This is a genomic window from Lentzea sokolovensis (genome assembly GCF_033949975.1).
GTDB lineage: Bacteria > Actinomycetota > Actinomycetes > Mycobacteriales > Pseudonocardiaceae > Lentzea > Lentzea sokolovensis.
Window position 1 is genome coordinate 784,509 of record NZ_JAXAVU010000010.1, and the last position, 22,293, is coordinate 806,801.

General features: G+C 68.4%; 22 protein-coding genes. 8 read left to right on the forward strand and 14 right to left on the reverse strand.

The window, feature by feature from the left end; genetic code table 11:
• Nucleotides 1-5: 5 nt before the first annotated feature.
• From ilvC to SK854_RS25745, 3 genes are read right to left on the reverse strand one after another with little or no spacing between them, the layout of a single operon-like run.
• A complete protein-coding gene (ilvC, locus tag SK854_RS25735; protein WP_030479766.1) occupies nucleotides 6-1,019 on the reverse strand; it encodes a ketol-acid reductoisomerase in 1,014 nt (337 codons plus the stop codon).
• A 22-nt stretch (nucleotides 1,020-1,041) separates the two neighbouring features.
• Nucleotides 1,042-1,548, reverse strand: a complete 507-nt coding sequence (gene ilvN, locus SK854_RS25740; protein WP_030479767.1) for an acetolactate synthase small subunit — start codon at nucleotides 1,546-1,548, stop codon at nucleotides 1,042-1,044.
• Nucleotides 1,548-3,380, reverse strand: coding sequence for an acetolactate synthase large subunit (locus tag SK854_RS25745; RefSeq protein ID WP_319977658.1), 1,833 nt, complete (start codon nucleotides 3,378-3,380; stop codon nucleotides 1,548-1,550). Before SK854_RS25745 ends, ilvN begins: the two co-directional genes overlap by 1 nt.
• 232 nt (nucleotides 3,381-3,612) lie before the next feature.
• On the opposite strand from SK854_RS25745, the gene SK854_RS25750 reads away from it, so the two are divergent.
• From SK854_RS25750 to ilvD, 3 genes are all read left to right on the forward strand, one after another.
• Nucleotides 3,613-4,047 (forward strand): PH domain-containing protein, encoded by a 435-nt coding sequence (locus SK854_RS25750; protein ID WP_319977659.1) that lies wholly within the window; start codon nucleotides 3,613-3,615, stop codon nucleotides 4,045-4,047.
• Complete coding sequence (locus SK854_RS25755) at nucleotides 4,044-4,469, forward strand: vitamin K epoxide reductase family protein (RefSeq protein WP_319977660.1); 426 nt, start codon at nucleotides 4,044-4,046, stop codon at nucleotides 4,467-4,469. Before SK854_RS25750 ends, SK854_RS25755 begins: the two co-directional genes overlap by 4 nt.
• A 77-nt stretch (nucleotides 4,470-4,546) precedes the next feature.
• The gene (ilvD, locus tag SK854_RS25760) at nucleotides 4,547-6,391 is read left to right on the forward strand and encodes a dihydroxy-acid dehydratase (RefSeq protein WP_319977661.1); all 1,845 of its coding nucleotides are present in this window, start codon (nucleotides 4,547-4,549) and stop codon (nucleotides 6,389-6,391) included.
• On the opposite strand, the gene SK854_RS25765 is transcribed toward ilvD, so the two are convergent.
• The 3 genes from SK854_RS25765 to SK854_RS25775 all read right to left on the reverse strand — a co-directional run bounded on the left by SK854_RS25765 (nucleotide 6,388) and on the right by SK854_RS25775 (nucleotide 8,394).
• Nucleotides 6,388-6,630 (reverse strand): hypothetical protein, encoded by a 243-nt coding sequence (locus SK854_RS25765; protein ID WP_319977662.1) that lies wholly within the window; start codon nucleotides 6,628-6,630, stop codon nucleotides 6,388-6,390. The genes ilvD and SK854_RS25765 overlap by 4 nt on opposite strands.
• 9 nt (nucleotides 6,631-6,639) lie before the next feature.
• The gene (locus SK854_RS25770) at nucleotides 6,640-7,368 is read right to left on the reverse strand and encodes a DoxX family protein (protein ID WP_319977663.1); all 729 of its coding nucleotides are present in this window, start codon (nucleotides 7,366-7,368) and stop codon (nucleotides 6,640-6,642) included.
• An 81-nt stretch (nucleotides 7,369-7,449) separates the two neighbouring features.
• Nucleotides 7,450-8,394: a 2-hydroxyacid dehydrogenase gene (locus SK854_RS25775; protein WP_319977664.1), complete on the reverse strand. Its 945-nt coding sequence runs from the start codon at nucleotides 8,392-8,394 to the stop codon at nucleotides 7,450-7,452.
• On the opposite strand from SK854_RS25775, the gene SK854_RS25780 reads away from it, so the two are divergent.
• Both SK854_RS25780 and SK854_RS25785 read left to right on the forward strand, forming a co-directional pair.
• Nucleotides 8,393-9,295, forward strand: a complete 903-nt coding sequence (locus SK854_RS25780) for an alpha/beta fold hydrolase (protein WP_319977665.1) — start codon at nucleotides 8,393-8,395, stop codon at nucleotides 9,293-9,295. The two genes, SK854_RS25775 and SK854_RS25780, sit on opposite strands and share 2 nt — an antisense overlap.
• Nucleotides 9,296-9,304: 9 nt before the next feature.
• A complete protein-coding gene (locus SK854_RS25785) occupies nucleotides 9,305-10,465 on the forward strand; it encodes a PQQ-dependent sugar dehydrogenase (protein WP_319977666.1) in 1,161 nt (386 codons plus the stop codon).
• Here SK854_RS25785 and SK854_RS25790 read toward each other — a convergent pair.
• On the reverse strand, nucleotides 10,455-11,402 hold the full coding sequence (locus SK854_RS25790; RefSeq protein ID WP_319977667.1) for a LysR family transcriptional regulator: 948 nt from the start codon (nucleotides 11,400-11,402) through the stop codon (nucleotides 10,455-10,457). The genes SK854_RS25785 and SK854_RS25790 overlap by 11 nt on opposite strands.
• A 146-nt stretch (nucleotides 11,403-11,548) precedes the next feature.
• Between SK854_RS25790 and SK854_RS25795 the strand changes: the two genes are divergently transcribed.
• From SK854_RS25795 to SK854_RS25805, 3 genes are read left to right on the forward strand one after another with little or no spacing between them, the layout of a single operon-like run.
• Nucleotides 11,549-12,073 carry a hypothetical protein gene (locus SK854_RS25795; RefSeq protein WP_319977668.1) on the forward strand — a complete coding sequence of 175 codons (525 nt, stop codon included), beginning with the start codon at nucleotides 11,549-11,551 and terminating at the stop codon, nucleotides 12,071-12,073.
• A complete protein-coding gene (locus tag SK854_RS25800) occupies nucleotides 12,070-12,438 on the forward strand; it encodes an SgcJ/EcaC family oxidoreductase (protein ID WP_319977669.1) in 369 nt (122 codons plus the stop codon). The genes SK854_RS25795 and SK854_RS25800 overlap by 4 nt, the downstream gene beginning before the upstream one ends.
• Entirely contained in the window at nucleotides 12,435-12,797 is a 363-nt protein-coding gene (locus tag SK854_RS25805; RefSeq protein ID WP_319977670.1) for a VOC family protein, read from the forward strand. The genes SK854_RS25800 and SK854_RS25805 overlap by 4 nt, the downstream gene beginning before the upstream one ends.
• Before the next feature lie 94 nt (nucleotides 12,798-12,891).
• On the opposite strand, the gene SK854_RS25810 is transcribed toward SK854_RS25805, so the two are convergent.
• The 7 genes from SK854_RS25810 to gatC form a co-directional block, all read right to left on the reverse strand.
• A complete protein-coding gene (locus tag SK854_RS25810; RefSeq protein WP_319977671.1) occupies nucleotides 12,892-15,378 on the reverse strand; it encodes a M14 family zinc carboxypeptidase in 2,487 nt (828 codons plus the stop codon).
• A gap of 178 nt (nucleotides 15,379-15,556) precedes the next feature.
• Nucleotides 15,557-18,130, reverse strand: a complete 2,574-nt coding sequence (locus SK854_RS25815; RefSeq protein WP_319977672.1) for a CHAT domain-containing protein — start codon at nucleotides 18,128-18,130, stop codon at nucleotides 15,557-15,559.
• 81 nt (nucleotides 18,131-18,211) lie between these two features.
• Nucleotides 18,212-18,496: a hypothetical protein gene (locus tag SK854_RS25820; protein WP_319977673.1), complete on the reverse strand. Its 285-nt coding sequence runs from the start codon at nucleotides 18,494-18,496 to the stop codon at nucleotides 18,212-18,214.
• 185 nt (nucleotides 18,497-18,681) lie between these two features.
• Nucleotides 18,682-20,184: an Asp-tRNA(Asn)/Glu-tRNA(Gln) amidotransferase subunit GatB gene (gatB, locus tag SK854_RS25825; protein WP_319977674.1), complete on the reverse strand. Its 1,503-nt coding sequence runs from the start codon at nucleotides 20,182-20,184 to the stop codon at nucleotides 18,682-18,684.
• The gene (locus tag SK854_RS25830; protein WP_319977675.1) at nucleotides 20,181-20,378 is read right to left on the reverse strand and encodes a hypothetical protein; all 198 of its coding nucleotides are present in this window, start codon (nucleotides 20,376-20,378) and stop codon (nucleotides 20,181-20,183) included. The genes gatB and SK854_RS25830 overlap by 4 nt, the downstream gene beginning before the upstream one ends.
• Nucleotides 20,375-21,859 (reverse strand): Asp-tRNA(Asn)/Glu-tRNA(Gln) amidotransferase subunit GatA, encoded by a 1,485-nt coding sequence (gatA, locus tag SK854_RS25835; RefSeq protein ID WP_319977676.1) that lies wholly within the window; start codon nucleotides 21,857-21,859, stop codon nucleotides 20,375-20,377. Before gatA ends, SK854_RS25830 begins: the two co-directional genes overlap by 4 nt.
• Nucleotides 21,856-22,155: an Asp-tRNA(Asn)/Glu-tRNA(Gln) amidotransferase subunit GatC gene (gene gatC, locus SK854_RS25840; protein WP_030467875.1), complete on the reverse strand. Its 300-nt coding sequence runs from the start codon at nucleotides 22,153-22,155 to the stop codon at nucleotides 21,856-21,858. Before gatC ends, gatA begins: the two co-directional genes overlap by 4 nt.
• Nucleotides 22,156-22,293 lie beyond the last annotated feature (138 nt).

A 22,293-nucleotide genomic window follows, 5' to 3' on the forward strand; every position in this document is an offset into this window, starting at 1 on the left:
GAAGGTCAGGCGGTCTCGGTGATCGGGCGGTCCACCCACGACATCATGTCGCGCAGCTTCTTGCCGGTGACCTCGATCGGGTGGTTCTCACCCTCCTGCTGGAGCTTCTTGTAGTTGGCGCGGCCGTTGTCGTCCTCGGCCACCCACTCGTTCGCGAAGGTGCCGTCCTGGATCTCGCCCAGGATCTTCTTCATCTCCTCCTTCACCGAGGCGGTGACGACGCGCGGGCCGCGGGTCAGGTCACCGAACTCGGCGGTGTCGGAGATCGAGTAGCGCATGCGGGCGATGCCGCCCTCGTACATGAGGTCGACGATCAGCTTGAGCTCGTGCAGGCACTCGAAGTACGCGACCTCGGGGGCGTAGCCCGCCTCGGTGAGGACCTCGAAGCCCGCCTGGACGAGAGCCGAAGCGCCACCGCAGAGGACGGCCTGCTCGCCGAAGAGGTCGGTCTCGGTCTCTTCCTTGAACGTCGTCTTGATGACGCCGGCGCGCGTGCCACCGATGCCCTTGGCGTAGGACAGGGCGAGAGCCTGCGCGTTGCCCGAGGCGTCCTGCTCGACGGCGATGAGCGCGGGGACGCCCTTGCCGTCGACGAACTGGCGGCGGACCAGGTGGCCGGGGCCCTTCGGCGCGACCATGGCGACGTCCACACCGGACGGAACCGTGATGAGGCCGTAGCGGATGTTGAAGCCGTGGCCGAAGAAGATCGCGTCACCCTCGTTGAGGTTCGCGGCGATCTCGTCGGCGTAGATGTGGCGCTGCGCGGTGTCCGGCGCCAGGATCATGATCACGTCGGCCCACGCGGAGACCTCGGCCGGGGTGCCGACCTCGAGGCCCTCTTCTTCCGCCTTGGCGCGGGACTTGGAGCCCTCCTGCAGGCCGATGCGGACCTCCACGCCGGAGTCGCGCAGCGACAGGGCGTGGGCGTGGCCCTGGCTGCCGTAGCCGATCACGGCCACCTTGCGGCCCTGGATGATGCTCAGGTCGGCATCGTCGTCGTAGAAGATCTCGACGCTCACAGTAATTCCCTACTTTCTAGTTCTAACGAACCGCGGTGGCGGTGATGGAACGAGCGCCACGGCCGATGGCGACCATGCCGGACTGGACGATCTCGCGAAGCCCGTAGGGCTCAAGCATGCGCAGCAACGCGTCGAGTTTTTCAGACGTGCCGGTGGCCTCGATGGTGACGGCCTCCGGTGACACGTCGACGACCTTCGCGCGGAAGAGCTGAACGGTTTCGAGGACCTGCGACCGCACCGTCGCGTCCGCGCGAACCTTGATCAGCACCAGTTGCCGCTGAACGGAAGCACTCGGCTCCAGCTCCACGATCTTGATGACGTTGATGAGTTTGTTGAGCTGCTTGGTCACCTGCTCCAGCGGCAGCTCGTCGACCGACACCACGATGGTCATGCGCGAGATGTCGGGGTACTCGGTGCGGCCGACCGCGAGCGACTCGATGTTGAAGCCGCGGCGGGAGAACAGGCCGGCGACGCGTGCGAGCACGCCGGGCTTGTCCTCGACCAAAACGCTCAGCGTGTGCCTGGTCATCACAGGTCCTCATCGAACAGGGGGCGGATGCCGCGGGCGGCCATGATCTCGGAGTTGCCGGTGCCGGCCGCGACCATCGGCCACACCTGGGCGTCCTTGCCGACGACGAAGTCGACGACCACCGGGCGGTCGTTGATCTCCAACGCCTTTCCGATCACCTCGTCCACCTCCTCGCGCGACTCGGCGCGCAGGCCCGCACAACCGAGGGCTTCCGCCAGGAGCTTGAAGTCTGGGATGCGGTGCTTGTGCGTCCCCAGATCCGTGTTGGAGTACCGCTCGCCGTAGAACAGCGTCTGCCACTGGCGGACCATGCCCAGGTTGCCGTTGTTGATCACGGCGATCTTCACCGGCAGGCCCTCGATGGCGCAGGTGGCGAGTTCCTGGTTGGTCATCTGGAAGCAGCCGTCGCCGTCGATGGCCCACACCGTGCGGCCCGGCTCACCGGCCTTGATTCCCATCGCGGCGGGAACGGCGAAGCCCATCGTGCCGAGGCCACCGGAGTTGATCCACGTGCGCGGGTGCTCGTACTTCACGAACTGCGCGGCCCACATCTGGTGCTGGCCGACGCCCGCGGTGTAGATCGTGTCGGCCGGCGACAACTTGCCGATCCGCTCGATGACGTACTGCGGGGACAGCGTGCCGTCCTCCGGCCAGTCGTAGCCGAGCGGGAACGTCTCGCGGATCGAGTTCAGCGTCTCCCACCACGGGGCGAGGTCGACGGCCTTGGCCGTCTCGCGCTCGGTGCGGACGGCGTCGATCAGCTCGGTGATGATCTCCTTGCAGTCACCCACGATCGGGACGTCCGCGCGGCGGTTCTTGGAGATCTCCGCCGGGTCGATGTCGGCGTGGATGATCTGCGCGTCCGGCGCGAACGAGTTCAGCTGACCGGTGACGCGGTCGTCGAAGCGGGCGCCCAGGGCGATCAGCAGGTCCGACTTCTGCATCGCCGCAACGGCTCCGACGGTGCCGTGCATGCCGGGCATGCCCATGTGCTGCTCGTGCGAGTCGGGGAACGCGCCGCGCGCCATCAGCGTCGTGACGACCGGGATGCCGGTGTCCTCGGCCAGGCGCAGCAGTTCGGCGTGCGCGTCGGCCTTGATGACGCCGCCGCCGACGTACAGGACGGGCTTGTGGGCGGCCACGATCAGCTTGGCGGCCTCGCGGACCTGCTTGCCGTGCGGCCGGGTCGTCGGCCGGTAACCGGGCAGGCGCATCTCGGGCGGCCACGAGAAGCTGGTCTGCTCCTGCAGCACGTCCTTGGGGATGTCGACGAGGACCGGGCCGGGTCGGCCGGTCGACGCGATGTGGAACGCCTCCGCGATCGCCCGCGGGATGTCCGCCGGGTCGGTCACGAGCACGTTGTGCTTGGTGATCGGCATCGTGATGCCGCAGATGTCCGCCTCCTGGAAGGCGTCCGTGCCGATCAGCGGCCGCGACTGCTGGCCGGTGATCGCGACGATGGGGACGGAGTCCATGTTCGCGTCCGCGATCGGGGTGACGAGGTTGGTCGCACCCGGACCCGAGGTCGCCATGCAGACCCCGACCTTGCCGGTGGCCTGCGCGTATCCGGTCGCCGCGTGTCCTGCGCCCTGCTCGTGGCGGACGAGGATGTGCCGGACCTTCGTGGAGTCCAGCAGCGGGTCGTACGCGGGAAGGATCGTCCCGCCGGGAATGCCGAACACCACTTCGCACCCGACCGCCTCAAGCGAGCGGACGAGGGACTGAGCCCCGGTCACTCGAATCGGCGCGCCAGTGGGCGGAGCCGGTTTGGGCCGCGGACCTGGACGTGGCGACGAGGGCTCGGAAGCCTGTCGCGATGGTGCGCTGGTCATTGGTTTGCCTCGTGGGTATCGGGGTCCGGACACGAAAAAACCCTCGACAACCCGAAGTTGGGTCGTGCGAGGGTCGCGCGTCGACGCAGGCTGTTCGGCTCAGGCGTCGACGCGCCTGAGAAGTACGAGAACGAGCGTGCGCTGCATGAAGCGGACGTTATCGCCTCGCGCAAGAGTGCGTCAACTCTGCGGGATGGAATTCCCGGATCGTGGACGTGGAACAATCGTCCGAGTGAAGAAGCTGGTCTTTCGCATCCCGGCAACGGCCCTGCTCGCAGCGGGTTTGATCGCCATCTGCGTCACCCCTGTGGCGTGGCTCGCTCCGGGACTGCAAGCGCTCTACGTTCTCCCGCTCGGCTACGCGTACTGGGTCGTCCGCAACCGCACGACGGTCACCGAGGACGAGCTCGTCGCCCGCGGTGTGTTCGGCACGACGACGGTGAAGTGGGCCGAGCTGAAGTCGATCCGGCTGGTCCAGAAGGGCTGGCTGAAGGCCGTGAAGGACGACGACTCCGAGGTGACGCTGCCCGCGGTGCGGTTCATGCACCTGCCGGCGTTGTCGCTGATCAGCGGTGGCCGCGTGCCGGACCCGACCGTCAAGGAAGAGCCGGTCGCCGAGGAGCCCGCCGAAGAGGTCGCTGAAGAGGTCGTAGAGTCGGAGAAGTGATCAAACGAGTTCCGCTGCTGAGCCTGCTGCTGTCCGTCGCGGGCCTGCTGACCTCGGCTTATCTGACGTACACGCACTTCAACGCGAACGCGCTGCTGTGCTCGGCGGACGCGGTCATCGACTGCGAGACCGTGACCACGAGCGAGCAGTCGGAGCTCCTGGGCATCCCCGTCGCGTTCCTCGGCCTGGCGTTCTTCGCGTTCCTGACCGTGATCTGCCTCCCGTTCGCGTGGCGGATCGACGCACTGAAATGGGTGCGTCTCGGCGCGGTCGGCGTCGGCGTGCTGATGGTGGTCTACCTGGTGGCGGCCGAGTTCCTGATCATCGGCAAGATCTGCCTGTGGTGCACCGTCGTGCACGTGATCACGCTCGCACTGGCCTGTCTGCTGGTCTCGGCGAGTCTGCGCACAAGTAACCTTTGAGGCACCGCTCCCAGACTGATGGACGCCTCACCCCCGCGTCCCGCGCGCCTTTTTCTTGAACTGAATCTGGAGGAGCAGTGCCTCAGCTCCGCTCTCGCACCACCACCCACGGTCGCAACGCCGCCGGAGCCCGCGCCCTGTGGCGCGCGACCGGCATGACCGACAGCGACTTCGGCAAGCCGATCATCGCGATCGCCAACTCCTACACGCAGTTCGTGCCGGGCCACGTGCACCTGCGCGATCTCGGGGACATCGTGGCCGAGGCGGTGCGCGAGGCGGGCGGTGTCGCACGCGAGTTCCACACCATCGCCGTCGACGACGGCATCGCCATGGGCCACAGCGGGATGCTCTACTCGCTGCCCAGCCGCGAGATCATCGCCGACTCCGTCGAGTACATGGTCAACGCCCACCAGGCCGACGCGATCGTCTGCATCTCCAACTGCGACAAGATCACGCCCGGCATGCTCAACGCGGCGATGCGGCTCAACATCCCCGTCGTGTTCGTGTCCGGCGGCCCGATGGAGGCCGGCAAGGCCGTCGTCGTCGAGGGTGTCGCCGTCGCGCCGACGGACCTGATCACCGCGATCTCCGCGTCCGCGTCCCCTGCCGTGAGCGAGGACGGGCTGTCGGAGGTCGAACGCTCCGCGTGCCCGACGTGCGGTTCGTGCTCCGGCATGTTCACCGCGAACTCCATGAACTGCCTCACCGAAGCCCTCGGCCTGTCCCTGCCGGGCAACGGTTCGACGCTGGCCACGCACGCCGCGCGCCGCGAGCTGTTCTCCGAAGCCGGCCGCGTCGTCGTGGAGCTGTGCAAGCGCTGGTACGGCGAGGACGACGAGTCGGCGCTGCCGCGGTCGATCGCGAACCGCAAGGCGTTCGAGAACGCGATGGCGCTCGACATGGCCATGGGCGGCTCGACGAACACCGTGCTGCACATCCTCGCCGCCGCGCAGGAGGGCGAGATCGACTTCACGCTGCAGGACATCGACGACCTGTCCCGCCGCGTGCCGTGCCTGTCGAAGGTGTCGCCGAACTCCGACTACCACATGGAGGACGTGCACCGGGCCGGTGGAATCCCCGCGCTGCTGGGCGAGCTCTACCGCGCCGGCCTGCTGAACGACGACGTCACGTCGGTGCACACGCCGACGATGGCCGAGTGGCTCGGCAAGTGGGACATCCGCGCGGAGAACCCGTCGCCGGAGGCGATCGAGCTGTTCCACGCCGCCCCCGGTGGCGTGCGGACGACCGAGGCGTTCTCGACGTCGAACCGCTGGTCCTCTTTGGACACCGACGCCTCGAATGGATGTATCCGCGACGACGAGCACGCCTACACCCGTGACGGCGGCCTGAACGTGCTGCGCGGCAACCTGGCCGAGCGCGGCGCGATCATCAAGTCCGCGGGCATCGACGAGGAGCTGTGGCACTTCGAGGGCCCGGCGCGCGTCGTCGAGTCCCAGGAGCAGGCCGTCTCGGCGATCCTGAACAAGGAGATCCAGGCGGGCGAGGTCCTGGTCGTGCGGTACGAGGGTCCGTCAGGCGGCCCCGGCATGCAGGAGATGCTGCACCCGACCGCGTTCCTCAAGGGTTCCGGTCTCGGCAAGAAGTGCGCGCTGATCACGGACGGCCGGTTCTCCGGTGGTTCGTCGGGCCTGTCGATCGGGCACATCTCGCCGGAGGCGGCGGGCGGCGGCACGATCGGTCTCGTCCAGAACGGCGACCGGATCCTGATCGACGTGCACGAGCGGCGCCTCGAACTGCTGGTGGACGCCGACGTGCTGGCCGAGCGCCGCGCCAAGATGGAGGCCTCCGAACGGCCGTGGCAGCCGGTGGACCGGATCCGTCCGGTGACGGCGGCGCTGCGGGCCTACGCGCGGATGGCCACCGACGCGTCGACTGGTGCCGTGCGCAACCCGGACCTCTAAAGAACCAGTGCGAGCGTCATAGCGGCGCCGAAAACGAGCCAGCCCGTCAGCGGTCCGCTGACGGGCTGCTCCGTTTTCTTGACCATGACGCCGCCGACGACGAGGCCCGCGAGCAGGCCGAGCGGCGGGAGCAGGGACTTCGCGGTGAGGCCGAACGGGAACGCCACCAGGTAGACGACCGGGATCCCGATCACCAGCAGGGCGAGCTGGAGCACCGCTCCCGTCACGTTCTTCCGCACAGGGCTGTTCTACCGGAAGACGAAGTACGTCACCGCGGCGCCGCCGATGCCGATCACCAGCGCGATGAACCCGGCCGCCAGCGGGTGGCGGAACCAGCTGCGGTTGTAGTCGAGCGCGGCCCGGCCGGGCCCGGCGAACAGCGCCGCGAACGCCATGCCCGCGAGTGCCAGTTCGAGTTCCACGCCGTTGGGGCCGAAGAAGCCGCCCTTGTACTGCAGCGCGATGACGTTGGCCATCACCGCGAGCAGGCCCGCCGCGGCCAGCGGCGTGAAGAGGCCCAGCACGAGCAGGCCACCGCCGGCCAGCTCGGTGATGCCGGTGACCCAGGCGAGGACGGTGGACTCGCGGTAGCCCATCTTCTCCAGCGACTGCGCGAAGCCGTTGATGCCGGGGCCGCCGAAGAGCCCGAACACCTTCTGCAGGCCGTGCAGCACGAAGATGCCGCCGAGGACCGCGCGCAGGCCGAGCAGGCCGATGTCGGGCCCGGCCGTCCAGCCGAACTTCTTGCGGTCGTCGTCGAACAGGTCGTCGTCGCGGTCGTCCACAGTGGACGTCTCCAGCGGCGTGTAACCCGAGTTGTCGAACGCCTTCGTCGACGAGTCGTACGACTGGACCGTGTCTCCGCCGACTCTGGCCGTGCCGTCGTCGAAGTGGTGCACTCCCCCTCCGCTGCTCGAATAGAACGAGTCGTCGGAGAAAGCGCTCGAACTCGTCGAGCCTTTGTCGTGAGTAGCCACGCCCGCACGCTAGTGAGACCTCATGCGGGCGCGCGAGAGCCGAACGGCAGCCCAGGTTCACCCAAACGGACTAGCACACTTCTAGTACAGGCCGTTCACGAGGTTGCGAGGGCGCTCTCCTGCACCGTACCTGGAGATTTCCGATGCGGCGATCGCGTAGGCGCGTTGTGTGTGCCCCGTGCAGGATCCGGCCACGTGCGGGGTCAGCAGCAGGCCCGGCGCGGTCCACAGTGGATGATCGGCCGGCAGCGGTTCGGGATCGGTCACGTCCAGGGCCGCGCGCAGTCGCCCGGAATTCAGTTCGGCGAGCAATGCGTCGGTGTCGACGACGGGCCCCCGCGCGCCGTTGACCAGGATCGCGTTGTCCTTCATCGCGGCCAGGAACTTGGCGTCGACGAGGTGGCGGGTCTCCTCCGTCATCGGCACGAAGACGACCACCGCGTCGAACTCCGGCAGCAACGACGGCAGTTCGTCCTGGCCGTGCACGCCGTCCCTGGCGGTGCGGCCGACCAGGGTCGCCGTGGCGTCGAACGGCTCCAGGCGGCGCTTCAGCTGCTCGCCCAGGTCACCGGCGCCGACGATCAGGACCTTCTTGTCCTGCAAGGTGTCCGTCAGGTGGTAGTCCCAGCGGCCCTCGGCGCGGGCGCGTTCGAAAACGAGGAAGTCTCGGTATATCGCGAGCAACGCGCCGATGGCCCACTCCGCGGTGCTGCCGCCGTGCGCGCCCCGGCACGTGGAGAGCAGCACACCGTCCGGCACCTTGCCGATGAAGTTCTCCGCGCCGGCACTGAGCAACTGCACGAGCTTGAGATTGGGCAGCTGCGCGAACACCTCGCGCGGGTCAGTTCCGGCGAGGAACCGGGGGATCAGGACCTCGGCGTCGCGCGCGCCGGACGGCAGCGGCTCCCCCGGCACGTAGCGGACCGGCCGGACACCGTCCACCTGGGACAGCGCTTGGACTCCGAAATCATCTGGCACGAGCACGGTGAGCGTCACCAGAGCAAAGTACGTCAGAATGTCGTTCATGCGGGAGCACGACGTCATCGCGTGGGACGGCACGAAGATCCGAGCGTGGCAGGCACCAGGTGAGGGAACACCGGTCCTGCTGTGCCCCGGCGTGGGTTCCGGACCCGAGTCGTGGCCGTCGCTGGCCGATCGCGGCGGCCTGCTCAGCTGGTACATGCGCGGCACGATGGGATCCGACCGGCCGGTCGACGAGCGCAGCATCTCGCTGGACGACCACGTGTCGGACGCGCTCGCCGTGCTGGACGAGGCGGGCATCGAGCGGTGCGTCGTCATGGGCTGGTCGATGGGCGTGACGATCGCGGCCGAGCTGGCGTTGCGTCATCCGGAACGCGTGGCGGGCCTGCTGCTCGTCGCGGGCGCGCCGGGTGATTCGTTCGACGCCATGCTGCCGTTGGTGCCGAAGAACGTCCGGCGGCTCGTCGGGCTCACCAGCGCGAAGCTGCTGCAGCAGGCCGGTCCGGTGCTGGACAGGGTGCTGCACCGCCTCCCGGTGACGGACGCGACGACGTTCCTGTTGCGGCACAGCGGCGTGATCAAGCCGAGCAGCGACCAGAAGGCCGTCACGCAGGCGGTGAGCCGGTTCCTGCAGCACGACTGGCGCTGGTACTTCACGCTGGCGCTCGCGCTGGGCGAGACGCCGCGCCAGGACCTCACCCCGATCGTGTGCCCCGTCACACTCCTGGCCGGTCGCGACGACCTGCTGGCGACGACGGAGAGCATGTCCGGGCCCGTCGGCGCACTGCCCCAGGCGCGGCTGCGCGTGCTGCCGTGCAGCCATTACCTGCCGCTGGAAGCGCCCGAGGAGGTCGCCGCCGAACTCGACCTGCTGCTCGACCGGGTGCGGTCGGTCGACTTCGCCACCGCGGAGGCGTTCACTTCCGGTTCACGGCCGCGCACCTAACCTGGAGTCGTGGTTCGTTCCGTCGCGTTGCTGACCGCCGTCTGCCTGCTGGCAGGGGGCTGTGCGAGTTTTCCCGACGAGCCGGCGCCCACCCAGTGGAGCGCCCAGCCACAGCTGACCCCGCAGGCAGGCCCGAAACCCGAGCTCCCCGGCGAGTACCGCCCGACGCCCGGTGACCCCGGCCGCAACCCGGCACCGCAGAGCGTGCCGCCGCCGCAGGGCTGCAAGGACTACCACCCCGCCGTCGTGGCCACGTGCCTCAACACCGTCACGGGGGTCGCCCCGATCGGCGCCGACGCCCAGGGCGGCGTCGCGGCCTACGCGACCGAACGCGGCGGGCGCCTGGTCAAGGTCACCAAGGACGTCGACCCCGTCGTGATCGCCCAGCTGGAGGTCGACGCGTCGACCGACGGCGGACTGACCGGGCTGGCGCTGTCGGCGACGTTCGCCGAGGACCAGCTCGCGTACGTCTACGTGACGACCGCGACGGACAACCGCGTGCTGCGCATCGCGCCCGGTGACACGCCCAAACCGATCCTCACCGGCATCCCGAAGGGGCCTTCCGGCAACCGCGGTGTGCTGGCGAGCGACCGCAAGGGCGCGATCCTCGTCGCGACCGGTGACGCCGGGAACCCCGCGCTGGCCGCCGACCCGAACTCGCTGGCCGGCAAGGTGCTGCGGATCGACGGCTCCGGTCAGCCCGCCCAGGGCAACCCGACGGCGGGCAGCACCGTCGTCTCGTCCGGGCTGAGGCTGCCCGGCGGCCTGTGCGTCTCGGCCGACACCTCGAAGATCTGGGTGACCGACTGGGCGGCGAGCGGCGACGTCGTCTACCGCGTCGTCCCCGGCAAGCTCGGCGAGGTCGCGTGGGCGTGGCCCGACAGGCCCGGAGTGATGGGGTGCTCGTCGTTCTCGGACCAGCTGTCCGTGGCCACGTCCAAGACGCCGGGCTACCAGTCGTTGTCGATGAACTCCGCGGGAGCCTTCACCGGGAAGCCGGAGATCGCGATGGCGGAGGACGGCTTCGGTCTGCTCGGGCCGATGGAGATGCTGAACGAGTCGGCGTCGCTGGTCGGCACGGTCAACAAGAACGGCGGCCAGCCCGTCTCGTCCGACGACCGGGTCGTCATCATCGTGCGCCCGAACAACGGCGGCGGCACTAAGGACTGAGGGCGAACGCCTCTCCTCCCGCGCGCCACCACCGCGCGTAGACCTCGCTCTCCTCGACCAGCTTCAGGTATCCGGTGGCGACTTGTTCGCACAGGTCGTCGATCTCCCCGGCGACCGGCGCGTCCGTGCGCCAGGCCAGCACGACCTCGCGCACCAGCGGGTTCCCGGTGATCGGCAGGCGGGCGACGCCGGGCGGGGTGCCTCCGACCGGGTAGAGCGGGCACACCGCGCCGGACTCCCTGATCAACGTCAGCACGACGTGCGCCTCGCTGCTGAAGTGCCCGATCCGTTGCTCGAACCCGACGGCCGCGCACTCACGGGCGAAGTGGGCGTTCATGCCGCTGTCGTCGGGCTCCGGCATGACCCACTTGTCGTCGGCGAGCGCTTCGAGTCCGATCTCGGGTTCTCGTGCTCCGGGATGCTGGTCGGGCACGCCGACGAACAGCGGTTCGCGGGTGAGCAGGCGATGTCCGACGTTCGGCGGCAGTGTCAGCGGAGTACCGGGAAATTGACGCATCACCGCGATGTCGAGTTCGCCGGTGGTGAGCAAGGCGGTGAGCGTGCCCGTCTCCTTGATGGTGCGACTGGTGACGTTGTCCTTTAACGCGCCGACGAGTAGTCCGAAGTGATAAGCGGGGATTCCCGCGAGCCTGGTGGGAGCGGTGGGACTTTGCGTGTTACGGCGCGTTACGCGTTCGAGCGTGACGAGCTGAGTGAGCATCGACCGCGCCTCCTGCACGAAGTCCTGGCCGGTCGGCGTGAGCTTGACGCCATCGGCCGTGCGCAGGAACAACGTGCCGCCCAGATGGTCCTCGATGCGTTTGAGCTGCGTCGTCACCGCGGGCTGGGTGAGGTGCAGGCGGGCGGCGGCCTTGCGCAGGCTGCCGCAGTCGGCGATCGCCACGACCAGTTCGAGATGCCGCACTTCCAGACGCATGAGCCCGATGTTATCGCGCAATGTAATAGGGCCAATACGCTTCGCTATCTCGCCTGAGACGACCCGGTCTCGATACGTTCGCCGACGTGATGGAATTGGCCGAGCGCCCGACGCGCACCGACGCGGTGTTGTTTTCGGATCGCGCTGTGAAAACGTTTTTGGAGGCCGCGTCCGCCGAATACTCGTTCATCACCGAGGACGAACCGAGACCATGTTTCGCGGTGCTGCTCGGCCGATCCGCCGGCACCGAGGCCGTGGTGTCGGAGGTGGCGTTCGGCCGCAACGCGCGGCTGACGGACCCCTCGGCGCGGGAGGAGTTCGCGTCGACGATCGTGCCCAAGTTCGGCACGGCGTACGAGAACCCGGTGCGGGCGTGGTGGCTGGATCCGGCCGACCTGCTGACGATCACGCGGAAGGCCGACGCCTCCGGCATGGACGTGCTCGGCTCGATCCACCTGCACCCGGACTGGCACCGGCTCGGGCCTGAGTGCGAGCGGAACCGGCCGTTGAGCGACAGCCCGACACCGATGGACGAGCACATGTTCCGCAACAGCGGATGGCCCGTGAACGTCGTCTGTTACCTCGAACGCCGCCATGGCGGTCTCTACTACTCGCTCGCCGCGTGGGACTCCGAGTGCCTACGCCTGCCGTTGAGGACGAACCATTCATGACCGAGCAGATCTACTCGTTGTGGCAACGCATGGAGCAGGGCTGGGCCGTCGGCGACGGCGCGGCGTTCGCGTCCGTCTTCGCCGAGGACGTCGACTTCGTGACCGTGCGCGGTGAGGAGCTGTTCGGGCGTCACGCGGTGGCTCTCGGGCACTCCCAGCTCTTCGCTGGGCCGTACCGCGACACCAAGCTGACCGCGGAGATCAGCCTGATCAGGCCGTTGACCGACGTTGTCTCGGTCGTGCACGTCACGTCGTCCATCGCCCCGGCGGGCATCACCACCCACGCGCAGGCCGTCGTCGTGCGGCGCGAGGACGGGTGGGAGATCGCCGCGTTCCACAACATGATCCCGAAGGGAACGGCATGAGCAGGCCACGGTTGCGGCACATCGCGTTCGTCGTGCAGGACGCGAAGGAGATGGCCGACTTCTACACGTCGCGGTTCGGGATGTCGTTGTTCCACACGGACCCCGACGGCAGCCACTTCGTCACCGACGGGTACGTCAACCTGGCGTTGATCCAGCAGCGGCTCGACGGCGACGTGCCGACCGGCTTCAACCACTTCGGGTTCCAGGTGGAGGACGTGGCGCCGTACCTGGAGACGCTGGAGCCCAAGCCGGCTCTGCGCGGTGGGGACCGGCCGTTCGCGGAGTACCGGGCGATCGATCCCGAGGGCAACTGGTTCGACCTGTCGGCGCACGGCTTCCTGCCGCCTGGGGTGTCCTGACCAGGGGTTTCCGAGATCGCCGAGCGGGAACCCTCTTGTGGGGTACAGCGAGTGGGGCGGGGAGGCTTGTCGGGGCTCCCCGCCCCGTTCTCCCCTAGCGGGTGCTCGTCCAGAACAGCGCCCGCGCCACCTGGGCGTACAGGCCCTTCGGGTGGTTGCGGAACATCGGTTCAGTGCCGAAGAGGACGACCTTCGTGCCGTTGGCCGCCGTACCCGACACCACCGCCGCCTGCCCCGCTGCCGCGTCCTGGCCGCCAGTGCCGTCGTCGCGTGCGTGCCAGTGACCCGAGGCGATCACCGTGCTGCCGTAGCGCTGTTCGACCGTCACGCCCGTGCCGAGGTTCGTGAACCACTGTGGCGCGTAGACGAACGAGTGCGGCAACGCGTTGGCGCCGATCGGGCCGGTGCCGTTGACGACGTTCACCACGCCGTTGGCGTCCTCCCAGCCGGCCGTCGGCGTGGCCTGCAGGAGCTTGGCGTCGGTGTTGAACCTGCTGCCCGTCGCACCTCGCGTGACGACACCGCCGCGCTTGAGGAACTCGTCGAGCGCGGCCTTGGCGGTGGCGTTGAGCTGGGCGTAGTTGAGGCCCGCGCCCACGTACAGCGCGTCGATGCGCGACCAGTCGAAGCCCGCGTTCAGCACCGCGGTGGAGATCGTGCGGACGTCGAACCCGGACTCGCGCAGCACCTGCAGCTCGTCGGCGGACACGGCGGCCGCGATCACCTTGCGCTGCAACGCCTGACCACCTGGCTTGGCGGTGGTGAAGCGCACGCCGTAGCGGTCGGCGACCTCCTTCGCGGCGGCCCTTTCGTTCGCCGGAACGACGATCGTGCCGTCGTCCTGGCGGCGAAGGCCGAGACCGCGCGACAGCAGGTCGTTGACGGCGCTGACGTCCTTCTGGTCGGTCAGTGCGAGGGCGAGGTCGGCACCCGGTGCGGCGTCGACGTTTCCGGTCGGCGCGGCGGCCACGACCGGCTTGCCGTCGAAGCGGAACTGACCGCGCTGGAAGATGTCGACCGACGCGCCCCAGAGCAGGCGGTGGCTCCAGCCCGAGATGTCGTACATGACCGGTGCCTTGTCGGAGATGTCGCTGCCCTGCTCCAGCATCACGTTCGCGAGGCCGCGCTTGGGCTGGTGCATGTCCACGACGTACGACCCGGCCGGATAACGCTTACCGCCCAGCGTGAACGGCTTTTCCGCCCGTTCGACCCGGACGTCGTGCCGGACCAGCTGGTCGACGAGCCGTGCGGCGGCGGGTGCCGACCGTTCGGCGGTGATCACGTAGGCGCGCGGGAACTCGGTGCTGAAGCGGTCTTCCGGCCCGAACCCGGGGACGAAGCCGTCCGGGATGTAGCGCTGCGCCTCACCGGCGGCACCGCGGCGGAACATCTCCGTCTGGTTCGCGATCAGGTCGCGCCGGTTGTCGTCCACGTAGTCGAGCGTGGTCTTGATGGTGGCCTCGACGACGTCGGTGTTGATCTTCGAACGCCGCTGCAGCTCCGTCGCGGGCAGGGTCTCGTACGCCTGCCGGTTGACCTGCTGCGGGATCTCGATCGTGTACGAGACGGCACCGTGGTACATCGAGTACTGCGCGGTGTAGATGGGTGCCCAGCCGTCCCACTCGCCGACCGGGTAGTCGCGGAACGGGATCTCCGGCTTCGCCGTCTCGGGATGCCCGAGCGCCTGCACGGCCTTCTCCATCAGCAGGCCGCCGGCGTACCCGTGCTTGATGTACAGGTCGAAGTCGTAGTTCTGGCCGTGCGGCGGCGTGGTCGGCTCGATCAGCGTGTTCGTCACGTAACCGTGCTCGTCCAGCATCATCAACGGCTGCGTGCGCTCCACCATGTCCTGCATGGCCCGGTTCTCGGGCTGGGAGCTCGTGACGAAGTCGCGGTTGAGGTCGAAGCCCGCGTTGTTCGCGCGCGTGCCGGCGACGCGGCCGTCCGGGTTCGCCGTGAGGTTGAAGTAGACCCTGCTGCGCTGCAACAGGGAGCGGGTCTCGGCGTCGTTGCTCGTGGCGAGGTGCTCGATGACGCGCAACGCGCCGTCCGTGCCCTCCCACTCGTCGCCGTGGATGTTGTTGTTGATCCAGATCGGCGCCTTGTACAGCCCCGCCGGGACGTTGCGCCCTTCCTCGATGGTGGCGCGGAACCGTTCCTGGATCCGGGTCTCCGTCGCGCTCTCCGGCGCGGTCAGCGTGACCAGGTACAGGTCGCGGCCCAGTCCCGACTGGCCGACGACCTCGACGGAGATCCTGTTGCTCTTCTGCTGCAACGCGTTCAGCTTCGGCGCCAGCGAGTGGTAGGGCGCGAGGCCGAGCTTGATGGACTTGTCGGCCGCGTTCTCCGGGTACGTCCGCAGCTTCGTCCGGCGCGGGTAACCCTGGTGTCTGTCGGCCTGGTTCTCCCCCTGAGCCAGCACGGACTGCGCTTGGAAAGCGTTGTCCAGAGTGGCGATCTCGTTGCGCTCAGGCCCGTTGCCAGGCTCTCTATCCGGACTCGACGGTTGCGCTGTTCCGGTCGTGGGCGCCGCTACCACCGCGGCGGCCGCCAGGAGAACAGCGAGCAGAGTTCTGCGCATGCGGTTGTTTCTCGCACAACGGCCCGCGTATCGACTAGAGCCGATAGGCGGGCCGTTGCATCCCCTCGGTCCAGACCAAGATGGCACAACGACGAGAGAAGTTCACCAAGAACCTTCGCAGCCAGCGTGGAAGTCACCGCTGACCAGCGGCTTCTCGCCGGACGACCACTCGATCGGCCTAGCCCGACCCGAGGCAGAGGAACGGCCGGCGGAACGGGTCCTTCGCCATCGCCTCAGCCAACGCCACCGCCGGCGCGGCACCGGCCACCAGCGCCCGGTGGTAGTCGGCCATCGCCGCGGCGCTGGCCTCGTCCCCGACCTTGCTGGCCGCGGCGACCACCGTCCGCGTCCCACCGGCCAGCATCGCGCCGGCGAACCCCAAAGCCTCGTCACCAGGCCTGATGCGGTTCAACGCCAGCTCGCACGCCGCGAGCACCACGTGCGCGGGCGGCTTGCGCAACCGACCCAGCTCGTGCGCGAAAAGCGGGCCGTCGACCAGTTCGAGCCGGGAGAACAGGGCGTTCTCGGTCTCGTGCTCACCGTGGGCGGCGACGTGCACCAGATCGGCCCCGTCGAGATGCGCGAGGACCTCCGCCGCGGTCGCGTCCTCCCCCGACAGCACCGTCGCCTTGACGTGGTGCGCCGCGAGCCGATCCAACTCACCGTCCGCGAACAGCAGACTCGGTCCGCGCACCAGCAACACCTTGTCGGTCTTCGGCTTGCCGGACTGCGTCGCCGCCAGCCACGCCGTAGCACTGGGCGCCGTCGCCACGGGCCTGCCGTGCAGACTCGGAATGACCCCCCAAGGCACCGCGTAGAGCGTGCCCGTCGGCACCACGACCAACTCGCGCTCACCGATGAGGTGGTGCAACGGCTTGATCAGCATGGCGTCCAGTACGTCGGCCTGCCTGCGCGCCGAGCCTCCGATCACCTGCACCAACGGCTGCGGCAGGTAGTCCGGTGCCAGCGCGTTGAGGTCGAAGTGCAGCTTCTGCGCGCTCTCCAGCACGTCCTTGGCAGCACCCAGCCGAACCGTCCGGACCTGTCCGCCCGCGATGACGACGGCGACCATCCCGCCGTCCGACACCACGAAACTCACCATGGCCCGCTCACCGAGTTCCGCGATCACCTCGCCGAGCCCCGCCATCGGCCGCGGCCTGCCCCACCGCTGCGAGTTCCAGCCGAGCCGGTTCGCCTCCCGCTGCGCCTTCGCCAGCTTCGTGCGCAACTCGGTGGTCGGCCTGCCGTCGAGACCGGCGCGCATCAGATCACGACCGAGCCCGCGCACCTCCACGATCCGCTCGGCCAATTCGGGGTTCTCGACGTGTTCCAGCGGTTCGTAGCGGTAGGTCTGGGCACGCGTCCGTTCCAGCCAGACGAACAGCCGCCGCGCGTCGTTGCTCCCCTGCACCAGCCGGATCGCCAGCTCGCCGAGCTCACGGCTGTGCACGGCGGTCGCCGACACGAGCTCGAGTCCACCTAGTTGGTCGCGCACCTGCCCCAGCTCTTCGAGCCCCTTGCGGGCGTGCAGCAGCGCGGTACGGCGATCTCCCTTGGCCAGGGCGAGTTCGGCCAGCACCAGCCTGCGCTGCATGCGGTGGTCGATCGGGGTGACCGCGCGCGGGCTGGGCAACTGGCGCAGCAGTTCCTCCGCGTCGGCGAGTTTCCCCCGACGGATCTCCAATCGCGTCGCCAGCAGCTTCGCGAGCCTCGCCTCGTCCACGAGGTGGTTGGCGGCGAGATGATCGGACAAGGCGAGCGCCTTCTGCACCAACGCGCTCGTCACGCGCTTGGCCTGCATGGCGTGCGCCCAGAGCTCGATCAGCGCGGCCATCATCCACCACGTGCTGCCGCGCTTCACGAGCTTGCGCCAGGACGCCTTCGCCATCCTTCGTGCGAGGTCGAACTGGTCGTCCAGCAACGCGGCCGAGGCGCGGAACATCTCGACCTCGGCGATGTCCTGCCCGACCTTCTCCTTGCGCATCACCGGCAGCGCCTCGTCGAGCGCCCGACCGGCCTCATCGGACAGTCCGATCATGAGCATCGCTTCGGCCTGGTCGAGTTGGACCCCGCTGAGCAGAGAAGCCTGCTCCTGCAGACGGAGAACGCGCTCGGCCTCCCCGTAGTACCTCAACGCCTCCGCGAGATCGCCGCTTTGCTTGTAGGTGTTGGCCAGAGCGTGCTGGGTGTACGGGTAAAGGTCGTCGAGTTGGTGCTCCCGTGCGAGCGCGCTCGCACGTTCAAGATCGGCGATGGCGATGTCGCGGCGGCGAATGGCGGCGTTGGCGAAGGCACGCGCGATGAGCGCTGAAGCCAACTGCCGCACGAGATTCGACTCGAGGCGGTCTGCTGCGGAAGCCATCTCGTTCTCGATGAACGCGATGATCGGGCCGAACCACTGGACCGACTGCTCCGGCTGTCCCAGCCGCAGAATGATGTTGCCCTGGCTGTGGTCGATGCACCCGTTCAGCAATGCCCGCAGCCTGCGGTCGGCCAGTGTGTCGGCCTCACGCCGGGCCGCGTCGAACGTGCCGACCGCGACGGACATGCCGCTGGTCTCACCGAGGCTGCGGCCCAGGGTGTAGAGGATGCGCACCCGCAGGTCTGTCCGTTCCGGACTGTCGGGAGCGCGATCGGTGTGCGCGAGCGCACGGTTGAGCAATCGGATGGCCGCAGGAGCCCGGTAGTTCTCCTGTTCTGCCCATCCGCTCTTGTACAACTCGCGCGCTCTGTCCAGTGCACGAGCGGGCATGTGATCATCACACCACATACCCCCAAAAGGCGCTGTCCGCCAACCAGGCGCAGCCAGGTCGACGGACAACGCGGAGGGTGACTAGCTGGCCACTTCCTGCTTGGCCAGGTTGTCGGGGTGGTTCTCGCAGGACGGGTCGTGCTCGACGTCGCCACCGGAGTCGGCGGTGCCCATCAGCATCATCGGGCCGGGCGGCCGGCCACAGCACTGCGGCGTGACGGGCGGCTTGGGTGTGGTCGCCGGCGGCGGCGAAGGAACCGGCGTCGGCTCCGGTTGCGGCGTGACCGGAGTTCCTTCGAGCACGGACTCGGCTTCCTGAACGACTTCGGTCGCAGCCACTTCGAAGTTCTCGCGCTGAACAGTCATGAGGATTCCCCCCTCGTTTGGACTATTTACTTCCCATCCCCCCAGATGAGTTGCACGCAGAGACTCGCACACACGGCTACAGACATACGTCTCATTTAGCTAACAGCCACTCAGTCGGCCTAAGATCACAAAGGGCCACCTGCACGAACAGGTGACCCTTTGTGATTTTTATGGCGAATGTGTATCTACGAGCAGCGTGCGAGCACGATCTCGCGCACGCGCGCGGCGTCGGCCTGGCCCTTGGTGGCCTTCATGACCGCGCCGACGATGGCGCCGGCGGCCTGGACCTTGCCGTCGCGGATCTTCTGCGCGACGTCCGGCTGGGCGGCGAGGGCCTCGTCGACGGCCTTCTCCAGTGCCGAGTCGTCCGAGACGACCTTGAGGCCGCGCTTCTCGATGACGTCTTCCGGGGAGCCTTCGCCCTCCAGGACGCCGTTGACGACCTCGCGGGCGAGCTTGTTGGTCAGCGTGCCCGCGTTCACCAGCTCGATCACCTTCGCGACCTGGGCCGGGGTGATGGCGAGGTCGGTGACCTCGATGCCCTTCGAGTTGGCCTGCTGCGCGAGGTAGGACACCCACCATGAGCGGGCCTCGTCCGGCTTCGCGCCCGCCTCGACCGTCGCGATGATGACGTCCAGCGCGTTCGCGTTGACCAGGTCGCGCAGGACCTCGTCGGTGAGGTTCCACTCCTTCTGGATGCGCGCGCGGCGTTCCCAGGGGAGCTCGGGCAGGGTGAGGCGCAGTTCCTCGACCCACTCGCGCGACGGCGCGATCGGGACCAGGTCGGGCTCCGGGAAGTACCGGTAGTCCTCCGCCGTCTCCTTCTTGCGGCCCGGTGAGGTGCTGCCCGACGACTCGTCGAAGTGACGGGTCTCCTGGGTGACCTCGCCGCCGGACTCCAGCACCGCGGCCTGACGCGTCATCTCGAAGCGGACGGCGCGTTCGACGCTGCGCAGCGAGTTGACGTTCTTGGTCTCGGTGCGGGTGCCCAGGGCGCCGGTGGTCTTCGGCGAGAGCGAGACGTTCGCGTCGCAGCGCAGCGAGCCCTGGTCCATGCGGACGTCGGACACGTCGAGCGCCTTGAGCAGGTCGCGCAGGGCCGTCACGTACGCACGAGCGACCTCGGGGGCACGTTCCTTGGTGCCTGGGATCATCTTCGTGACGATCTCGATCAGCGGCACGCCGGCGCGGTTGTAGTCGAGCAGCGAGTGCTCGGCGCCGTGGATGCGACCGGTGGCGCCGCCGACGTGCAGCGACTTGCCGGTGTCCTCCTCCATGTGCGCGCGCTCGATCTCGACGCGGATGACCTCGCCGTCGTCCAGCGTCACGTCGAGCCAGCCGTTGAACGCGATCGGCTCGTCGTACTGCGACGTCTGGAAGTTCTTCGGCATGTCCGGGTAGAAGTAGTTCTTCCGGGCGAACCGGCACCACTCGGCGATCTCGCAGTTGAGCGCGAGGCCGATGCGCATCGCGGACTCGATCGCCTTGGCGTTGACCACCGGCAGCGCGCCCGGCAGGCCGAGGCAGATCGGGCAGGTGTTCGTGTTCGGTTCGCCGCCGAAGACGTTGGCGCAGCCGCAGAACATCTTCGTGTTGGTGTGCAGCTCGACGTGCACTTCCAGGCCCAGGACGGGGTCGTACTTCTCGATGACCTCGTCGTAGTCCATCAGCTCAACAAGAGAGGTCATGCCAAGTCGTCCTTCCGCAGAGCGCGCGCGGCCAGCGCCGCACCGGTGACCGCCACGGCGATGGTGGCGATCGCGTTCGCCAGCATCAGCTTGTCGTTCTTCGCACGGGCGTTCCGGAAGCCGGAGAACGCTCCCACGGCTCCCGCGACGGCACCGGCGAGACCGAGGAGACCCCGTGCCTTCTTGATGTTCACAGTGACGGACCTCCGAACGCGCCGCGCGCGGCCTCGTAGGCCGCGGCCACCCGGTACATGCGGTGGTCCTGCAGCGCCGGAGCCATGATCTGCAGGCCGACCGGCATTCCGTCCTCATCGGACAGACCGCTCGGCACGCTCATGGCCGGGGTGCCCGCGAGGTTCGCGGGAATCGTGCAGAGGTCGGCCTTGTACATGGCGATCGGGTCGTTCGCGCGCTCGCCGATCTTGAACGCCGTGGTCGGCGTGGTCGGGGAGATGAGCACGTCGAACTTCTCGAACGCCTTCGCGAAGTCCTGCGTGATCAGCGTGCGGACCTTCTGGGCCGAGCCGTAGTACGCGTCGTAGTAGCCGGACGACAGCGCGTACGTGCCGATCATGATGCGGCGCTTGACCTCGGGGCCGAAGCCGGCCTCGCGGGTCAGCGACATGACCTCCTCGGTGCTGCGCGTGCCGTCGTCGCCGACGCGCAGGCCGTAGCGCATGGCGTCGAACCGGGCGAGGTTCGACGAGCACTCGCTCGGCGCGATGAGGTAGTACGCTGGCAGCGCGTAGTCGAAGCTCGGGCACGACACGTCCGCGATCTCCGCGCCGAGCTCCTTGAGCTGCGACACGGCGGCCTCGAAGCTGCGCAGCACGCCCTGCTGGTAGCCCTCGCCGGTGAACTGCGTGACGACACCGATGCGCAGGCCGGACAGGTCGCCGGACAGACCCTCGCGGGCAGCGGCGACGACCGGCGGCACCGGCGCGTTGATGGACGTGGAGTCCATGTGGTCGTAGCCCGCGATGACCTCGTGCAGCAACGCGGCGTCGAGCACCGTGCGCGCGCACGGACCGGCCTGGTCCAACGAGCTGGAGAAGGCCACCAGGCCGTAACGCGACACACCGCCGTAGGTGGGCTTCACGCCGACGGTGCCCGTCACGGCACCGGGCTGGCGGATCGAGCCGCCGGTGTCGGTGCCGATCGCGAGCGGTGCCTGCAGGGCGGCCAGCGCGGCGGACGAGCCACCGCCGGAGCCGCCGGGGATGCGGTCGAGGTCCCACGGGTTGTGCGTGGGGCCGTACGCCGAGTTCTCGGTGGACGAACCCATGGCGAACTCGTCCATGTTCGTCTTGCCGAGGATGACGACGCCGGCTTCCTTGAGCTTGCGCGTCACCGTGGCGTCGTAGGGCGGGATCCACCCTTCGAGCATCTTGGAACCGACCGTGGTCGGCACGCCCTCGGTCGTCATGACGTCCTTGAGCGCCAACGGCACGCCGGCGAGCGGGGACACCTGCTCACCGGCCTTGACGGCCGCGTCGACCTTGCGGGCCTGCGTGAGCGCGCCCTCAGCGTCGACGTGCAGGAAGGCGTGGACCTTCGCGTCGGTCTGGGCGATGCGGTCCAGGTGGGCCTGCGTGACCTCGACACTGGAGATCTCGCCGCTGTGGATCTTCGCGGCGAGTTCGGCCGCGGTGGCGTGGATCAGGTCGTTGGTCATGCTTCCTCACCCAGGATGCGGGGCACGCGGAACCGGCCGTCCTCGGCCTCAGGAGCGCCGGAGAGCGCCTGCTGCTGACCGAGGCTCGGACGGACCACGTCCTCGCGGAAGACGTTGGTCAGCGGAACGGCGTGCGACGTCGGCGGGATGTCGGCCGTGGCGATGTCGCCAACCGAGGCCACCGACTGGAGGATCACGTCGAGCTGGCCGGCGAACAAGTCGAGCTCGTCCTCGGTAACAGCCAGCCTGGCGAGCTTCGCCAGGTGCGCGACCTCGTCGCGGGAGATGCTGGGCACTCCTGTCAACCCCCGTAGGGTCGGGATACGAATCGGGAACCCCGTGAGTCTATGGGCTGGTCAGGCGCGCCTTCGAACGGGTTACCGCCTCTATGGTTGACCGGCACGTCAACTTAACCGGTTTGCAACGCGGACAGC

Excerpts from the sequence above, each read along its gene's own strand:
- SK854_RS25815 (WP_319977672.1), bottom strand. The coding sequence starts at position 18,130 with ATGCCCGCTCGTGCACTGGACAGAGCGCGCGAGTTGTACAAGAGCGGA.
- SK854_RS25800 (WP_319977669.1), top strand. The coding sequence starts at position 12,070 with ATGACCGAGCAGATCTACTCGTTGTGGCAACGCATGGAGCAGGGCTGG.
- gatA (WP_319977676.1), bottom strand. The coding sequence starts at position 21,859 with ATGACCAACGACCTGATCCACGCCACCGCGGCCGAACTCGCCGCGAAG.
- SK854_RS25810 (WP_319977671.1), bottom strand. The coding sequence starts at position 15,378 with ATGCGCAGAACTCTGCTCGCTGTTCTCCTGGCGGCCGCCGCGGTGGTA.
- SK854_RS25745 (WP_319977658.1), bottom strand. The coding sequence starts at position 3,380 with ATGACCAGCGCACCATCGCGACAGGCTTCCGAGCCCTCGTCGCCACGT.
- SK854_RS25805 (WP_319977670.1), top strand. The coding sequence starts at position 12,435 with ATGAGCAGGCCACGGTTGCGGCACATCGCGTTCGTCGTGCAGGACGCG.
- gatB (WP_319977674.1), bottom strand. The coding sequence starts at position 20,184 with ATGACCTCTCTTGTTGAGCTGATGGACTACGACGAGGTCATCGAGAAG.
- SK854_RS25775 (WP_319977664.1), bottom strand. The coding sequence starts at position 8,394 with ATGAACGACATTCTGACGTACTTTGCTCTGGTGACGCTCACCGTGCTC.
- SK854_RS25820 (WP_319977673.1), bottom strand. The coding sequence starts at position 18,496 with ATGACTGTTCAGCGCGAGAACTTCGAAGTGGCTGCGACCGAAGTCGTT.
- ilvN (WP_030479767.1), bottom strand. The coding sequence starts at position 1,548 with ATGACCAGGCACACGCTGAGCGTTTTGGTCGAGGACAAGCCCGGCGTG.
- SK854_RS25780 (WP_319977665.1), top strand. The coding sequence starts at position 8,393 with ATGCGGGAGCACGACGTCATCGCGTGGGACGGCACGAAGATCCGAGCG.
- SK854_RS25790 (WP_319977667.1), bottom strand. The coding sequence starts at position 11,402 with ATGCGTCTGGAAGTGCGGCATCTCGAACTGGTCGTGGCGATCGCCGAC.